Annotated in this window: 5 protein-coding genes and 2 tRNA genes (1 of these 7 running past the window's edge); all 7 read left to right on the forward strand. The window is 63.9% G+C overall.

The features are described 5' to 3' along the window. Positions 1-4 precede the first annotated feature (4 nt). Positions 5-292: a topoisomerase II gene (locus F3I62_RS14820; protein WP_160490414.1), complete on the forward strand. Its 288-nt coding sequence runs from the start codon at positions 5-7 to the stop codon at positions 290-292. A 14-nt stretch (positions 293-306) separates the two neighbouring features. Further along, complete coding sequence (gene astE / locus F3I62_RS14825; RefSeq protein ID WP_160490415.1) at positions 307-1,299, forward strand: succinylglutamate desuccinylase; 993 nt, start codon at positions 307-309, stop codon at positions 1,297-1,299. A 152-nt stretch (positions 1,300-1,451) separates the two neighbouring features. Beyond that, positions 1,452-4,067, forward strand: a complete 2,616-nt coding sequence (alaS, locus tag F3I62_RS14830; RefSeq protein ID WP_160490416.1) for an alanine--tRNA ligase — start codon at positions 1,452-1,454, stop codon at positions 4,065-4,067. Between the two features lie 110 nt (positions 4,068-4,177). Next, positions 4,178-5,416: an aspartate kinase gene (locus F3I62_RS14835; RefSeq protein ID WP_160490417.1), complete on the forward strand. Its 1,239-nt coding sequence runs from the start codon at positions 4,178-4,180 to the stop codon at positions 5,414-5,416. A gap of 183 nt (positions 5,417-5,599) precedes the next feature. After that, the gene (csrA, locus tag F3I62_RS14840; protein ID WP_069517029.1) at positions 5,600-5,785 is read left to right on the forward strand and encodes a carbon storage regulator CsrA; all 186 of its coding nucleotides are present in this window, start codon (positions 5,600-5,602) and stop codon (positions 5,783-5,785) included. A gap of 62 nt (positions 5,786-5,847) precedes the next feature. After that, positions 5,848-5,938: transfer RNA gene (locus tag F3I62_RS14845), tRNA-Ser, on the forward strand. A 53-nt stretch (positions 5,939-5,991) separates the two neighbouring features. Next, positions 5,992-6,015 (forward strand) — tRNA-Arg (locus tag F3I62_RS20245) (it continues 153 nt past the right edge of the window).

The following is a 6,015-nucleotide window of genomic DNA, read 5'->3' on the forward strand; positions in this document are numbered from 1 at the left end:
TTCCATGTCCGACGCCCTGCAACTGATCCTCGAAGACACCGACGGCACCCAGCTGGAAACTTCCTGCACGCGCTTTGCCGTGATCTGGCAGGGCAAGGAAGTGTGGATTCAGACCGCCGGCAACGGTCAGCTGCTGATCGGCGTGGACGTGGAGGAGGGCGACGCCGAATACGCCAACCTGCTGCTGCGCCCGCTGGCCACCAACCTGGTCAGCCTGCAGCTGGAGATGGAGCCGGCCGAAGTCGGCGACGAAGACGATGACCATGTGCATGGTCCGGACTGCAACCACTAAGGACGCCGCCTGTCATGCTCGCCCTCGGCAAACTGCTTGAACTGACCCTGGCCGGCCGCGAGCCGACCGAGAAGATTCAACTGACCCGCGAGGGCGTGCGCCTGCACTGGCTGGCCAATGGCGCGCTGGAAGTGACGCCGTCGGTGAGCGCCGACAGCGGCCTCGACCTGCTGCTGTCGGCCGGCATCCATGGCAATGAAACGGCGCCGATCGAGTTGCTCGACCGGCTGCTGCAGGGCATAGCCTCCGGCCAGCTGATTCCCCAGGCACGCATTCTCTTCCTGTTTGGCAACCCGGAGGCCATGCGCCGCGGCGAGCGCTATATCGAGCAGGACATCAATCGCCTGTTCAGCGGGCGCCATGAGCAGAGCAGCGGGCCCGAGGCCTTGCGTGCCAACGAGCTGGAGCACCTGGCCGCGGCCTTCTTCAGCAAGCCCGGGCGCTCACGCCTGCACTACGACTTGCACACCGCCATTCGTGGCTCGAAGATCGAGCAGTTCGCCCTCTATCCCTACGCCGAAGGCCGTGCCCATTCGCCCCGCGAACTGGCCCGCCTGCGCGCGGCGGGGATCGAGGCGGTGCTGCTGCAGAAGAAGGTCGGCATCACCTTCAGTTCCTACACCTACGCCCACCTGGATGCCGAGGCCTTCACCCTGGAACTGGGCAAGGCGCGGCCGTTCGGGCAGAACCAGCAGGTCAACCTCGACCCGCTGGAGCGGCGCCTGCGCCTGATCATCGAGAACAGCGAGCCGGCCGATAGTGCGCTCGATGGCCTGCAGCTGTTCAGCGTGGCCCGCGAGGTGATCAAGCACAGCGATGCGTTCCGCCTGCACCTGCCCGCCGATGTGGAAAACTTCAGCGAGCTGCCGGTCGGCTACCTGCTGGCCGAAGACATCGCCGGCACCCGCTGGCTGGTGGAGGAGCCGGGTGCGCGGATCATCTTCCCCAATCCCAAGGTCAAGAACGGCCTGCGCGCCGGGATTCTGATCGTTCCGGCCGCGATCTGACCGCGTGCCCTGCCTTGTCGACCCGCCTCTAGCGGTGCAATAGACGCTTTCTATCCATTTTCCCCGCAAACAGGCTGTGCCTGCCGCGCAGGGCCGATATAATGCGGCCCTTTGCCGGCTTGCCGTGGCCGTCGTTTGCCTGGAAGAAATACATGAAAAGCGCAGAAATCCGTGAAGCCTTCCTCCGCTTCTTCGAAGAGAAGGGGCACACCCGTGTGGCATCCAGCTCGCTGATCCCGGCGAACGATCCGACCCTGCTGTTCACCAACGCCGGGATGAACCAGTTCAAGGACTGCTTCCTCGGCCTGGAAAAGCGCGCCTACACCCGCGCCACCACCAGCCAGAAGTGCGTGCGTGCCGGCGGCAAGCACAACGACCTGGAAAACGTCGGCTACACCGCCCGCCACCACACCTTCTTCGAGATGCTGGGCAACTTCAGCTTCGGCGACTACTTCAAGCGTGACGCCATCACCTACGCCTGGGAGTTCCTGACTTCCGAGAAGTGGCTGAACCTGCCGAAGGAGAAGCTCTGGGTCACCGTCTACGCCAGCGACGACGAGGCCTACGACATTTGGCATAAGGAAGTCGGCATCCCGGTCGAGCGGATGATCCGCATCGGCGACAACAAGGGTGCGCCGTACGCCTCCGACAACTTCTGGGCGATGGGCGATACCGGGCCGTGCGGCCCGTGCACCGAGATCTTCTTCGACCACGGCGAGCACATCTGGGGCGGCCCGCCCGGCTCGCCCGAGGAAGACGGCGACCGCTACATCGAGATCTGGAACAACGTGTTCATGCAGTTCAACCGCACCGCGGACGGCGTGCTGCACGCGCTGCCGGCGCCGAGCGTGGACACCGGCATGGGCCTGGAGCGCATCAGCGCCGTGTTGCAGCACGTCAACTCGAACTACGAGATCGACCTGTTCCAGAGCCTGCTCAACGCCGCGGCCAAGGCCATCGGCTGCGCCAACGAAGGCCAGGCTTCGCTGAAAGTGGTGGCCGACCACATCCGTTCCTGCGGCTTCCTGATCGCCGACGGCGTGACCCCGTCCAACGAGGGGCGCGGCTACGTGCTGCGCCGCATCATCCGCCGCGCCTGCCGCCACGGTAACAAGCTGGGCGCCAAGGGTAGCTTCTTCTACCAGATCGTCGCCGCGCTGGTCGGCGAGATGGGCGAGGCCTTCCCCGAGCTGAAACAGCAGCAGGCACACATCGAGCGCGTGCTGAAAACCGAGGAAGAGCAGTTCGCCAAGACCCTGGAGCAGGGCCTGAAGATCCTCGAGCAGGACCTGGCCGAGCTCAAGGGCAGCGTCATCCCCGGCGAGGTGATCTTCAAGCTGTACGACACCTACGGCTTCCCCATGGACCTCACCGGCGACATCGCCCGTGAGCGCGAGCTGACCCTCGACGAGGAAGGCTTCGAGCGCGAGATGGACGCCCAGCGCGAGCGCGCCCGCTCCGCCAGCGCCTTCGGCCTGGACTACAACAGCCTGGTCAAGGTCGACGTGGACACCGTATTCACCGGTTACGCGGGCACCCAGGGTGCCGGCAAGGTCGTCGCCCTGTTCAAGGCCGGCGCGGCGGTGGACAGCCTGGGCGAAGGCGAGGAGGGCGTGATCGTCCTCGACCAGACGCCGTTCTACGCCGAATCTGGCGGCCAGGTGGGCGATAGCGGTTACCTCAGCGCCGCCGGCGTGCGTGTCGATGTGCGTGACACCACCAAGGCCGGTGGCGCCTTCCTGCACCATGCCATCGTCGCCCAGGGCGCGATCAAGCTCGGCGCCGAGCTGCAGGCCGCGGTCGACGCCTCGGTGCGCCAGGCCACCGCGCTGAACCACTCCGCCACCCACCTGCTGCATGCCGCGCTGCGCCAGATCCTCGGCGAGCACGTGCAGCAGAAGGGCTCGCTGGTCGACAGCCAGCGCCTGCGCTTCGACTTCAGCCACTTCGAGGCGATCAAGCCCGAACAGCTGAAGGCCCTGGAGGAGCTGGTCAACGCCGAGATTCGCAAGAACTCGGCGGTCGAGACCGAGGAAACCGACATCGAAACCGCCAAGCAGAAAGGCGCCATGGCCCTGTTCGGCGAGAAATACGGCGACGAAGTGCGCGTGCTGAGCATGGGCGGCGGTTTCTCTGTCGAGCTGTGCGGCGGCACCCACGTGTCGCGTACCGGCGACATCGGCCTGTTCAAGATCACCAGCGAAGGCGGCGTGGCCGCTGGCGTGCGGCGTATCGAAGGGGTCACCGGCGCCGCGGCGCTGGCCTGGCTGAACGGCGCGGAAGAGCAGCTGAAGGAGGCGGCGAACCTGGTCAAGGGCAGCCGCGACAACGTGCTGGACAAGCTGGCCGGCCTGCTCGAGCGCAACCGTCAGCTGGAGAAGGAGCTGGAGCAGCTCAAGGCCAAGGCCGCCAGTGCGGCGGGCAACGATCTGGCCGGCTCGGCCATCGAGGTCAACGGCATCAAGGTGCTGGCTGCGCGTCTCGATGGCCTGGATGGCAAGGCCCTGCTGGCCATGGTCGATCAACTGAAGAACAAGCTGGGCAGTGCGGTGATCCTGCTCGGCGGCGTGCAGGACGACAAGGTCGTGCTGGTCGCCGGGGTGACCCAGGATCTGACCGCCAGGCTCAAGGCCGGCGACCTGATGCGCCAGGCTGCCGCCGTTGTCGGTGGCAAGGGCGGTGGTCGGCCGGACATGGCCCAGGGCGGCGGCGTGGATGCCACCAAGCTGGATGAAGCCTTGGCCCTGGCTGCCGCTTTCGCCGGCTAAGCTCGATAAATCCGCGATACCCAAGGCTGGCAGCGCGTCCGGCAAGCCTTGGCAGTGTGGCCCGATGCGGGTCTAATGGGCGCCCTTGAGGAATCAGGCGGCTTTTTGACATGGCTTTGATCGTACAGAAATTTGGGGGCACCTCCGTCGGCACCGTCGAGCGTATTCAGCAGGTGGCCGACAAGGTGAAGAAGTTCCGCGAAGGTGGCGATGACATCGTCGTCGTGGTGTCCGCCATGAGTGGCGAAACCAACCGCCTGATCGAGCTGGCCAAGCAGGTCAGCGATGGTCAGCCGGTGCCGCGCGAGCTGGACGTGATGGTCTCCACCGGCGAGCAGGTGACCATTGCCCTGCTGGCCATGGCGCTGATCCAGCGCGGTGTGCCGGCGGTGTCCTATACCGGCAATCAGGTGCGCATCCTCACCGACAGCGCGCACACCAAGGCGCGCATCCTGCAGATCGACGATCAGCGTATCCGTGCCGATCTCAAGGCCGGTCGCGTGGTGGTGGTCGCCGGTTTTCAGGGGGTGGACGAGCAGGGCAACATCACCACCCTCGGTCGTGGCGGTTCCGACACCACCGGGGTGGCCCTGGCGGCGGCGCTGAAGGCCGACGAATGCCAGATCTATACCGACGTCGACGGCGTCTACACCACCGATCCGCGCGTGGTGCCCAAGGCCCAGCGCCTGGCCAAGATCACCTTCGAGGAAATGCTGGAAATGGCCAGCCTCGGCTCCAAGGTGCTGCAGATCCGTTCGGTGGAATTTGCCGGCAAGTACAACGTCCCGCTGCGCGTGTTGCACAGCTTCCAGGAGGGTCCGGGCACCCTCATTACCCTTGATGAAGAGGAATCCATGGAACAGCCGATCATCTCCGGCATCGCTTTCAATCGCGACGAAGCCAAGCTGACCATCCGTGGCGTGCCGGATATCCCGGGCGTGGCCTTCAAGATCCTCGGCCCGATCAGTGCCGCCAATATCGAAGTGGACATGATCGTGCAGAATGTGGCGCACGATAACACCACCGATTTCACCTTCACCGTGCACCGCAACGACTACCAGAACGCCTACAGCGTGCTGGAGAGCACCGCGCGTGAGCTGGGTGCCCGTGAAGTGATCGGTGACACCAATATCGCCAAGGTCTCCATCGTCGGCGTCGGCATGCGTTCCCATGCCGGCGTTGCCAGTCGCATGTTCGAGGCGCTGGCCAAGGAAACCATCAATATCCAGATGATCTCGACCTCGGAAATCAAGGTTTCCGTGGTGATCGAAGAGAAATACCTGGAGCTGGCCGTGCGCGCATTGCACACTGCCTTCGAGCTGGACGCTCCGGCCCGACAGGGTGAGTGAAGCGTTGTCCAAAAGGCGCGGCTAGTCCGCGCCTTTTGCTTTTTTTGACCGGTGTGACGAGGGCTTTCCTTTTGTCGATGCTGGTCAATACTTGGGTGAAGGTTCCGGCTTGATATTCGCGGGGCTGCCACCATTTTATTTCTGCAGATTGTTGTCCTGAACTAGGTCCGTAAGGAGAAAGGAATGCTGATTCTGACTCGCCGGGTTGGAGAGACCCTGATGGTCGGTGATGAAGTGACCGTCACCGTGCTAGGAGTGAAAGGTAACCAGGTGCGCATCGGCGTTAACGCTCCGAAGGAAGTGGCCGTGCACCGGGAAGAAATCTACCAGCGCATCCAGAAAGAGAAAGGCGACGAACCAAGCCACTAATTTTTCTCGAAATTTTGGCTTTGCAAACGGGGAAAACATGGTTATCATGCGCCCCGTGTTGCGGAGAGGTGGCCGAGTGGCCGAAGGCGCTCCCCTGCTAAGGGAGTACACCTCAAAAGGGTGTCGGGGGTTCGAATCCCCCCTTCTCCGCCATTATTTAGTGTTGTAGGCGTTGCTGTTGGATGTCTGCAGTGCAAGCGTTACATGCACTCATAGCTCAGCTGGATAGA

The organism is Pseudomonas sp. R-28-1W-6 (assembly GCF_009799925.1).
In the GTDB taxonomy this organism is placed as follows: Bacteria; Pseudomonadota; Gammaproteobacteria; order Pseudomonadales; family Pseudomonadaceae; genus Aquipseudomonas.

What these genes read in the sequence shown, in the direction of transcription:
- F3I62_RS14820 (WP_160490414.1), top strand. Translation starts at nt 5, where the DNA reads ATGTCCGACGCCCTGCAACTGATCCTCGAAGACACCGACGGCACCCAG.
- astE (WP_160490415.1), top strand. Translation starts at nt 307, where the DNA reads ATGCTCGCCCTCGGCAAACTGCTTGAACTGACCCTGGCCGGCCGCGAG.
- alaS (WP_160490416.1), top strand. Translation starts at nt 1,452, where the DNA reads ATGAAAAGCGCAGAAATCCGTGAAGCCTTCCTCCGCTTCTTCGAAGAG.
- F3I62_RS14835 (WP_160490417.1), top strand. Translation starts at nt 4,178, where the DNA reads ATGGCTTTGATCGTACAGAAATTTGGGGGCACCTCCGTCGGCACCGTC.
- csrA (WP_069517029.1), top strand. Translation starts at nt 5,600, where the DNA reads ATGCTGATTCTGACTCGCCGGGTTGGAGAGACCCTGATGGTCGGTGAT.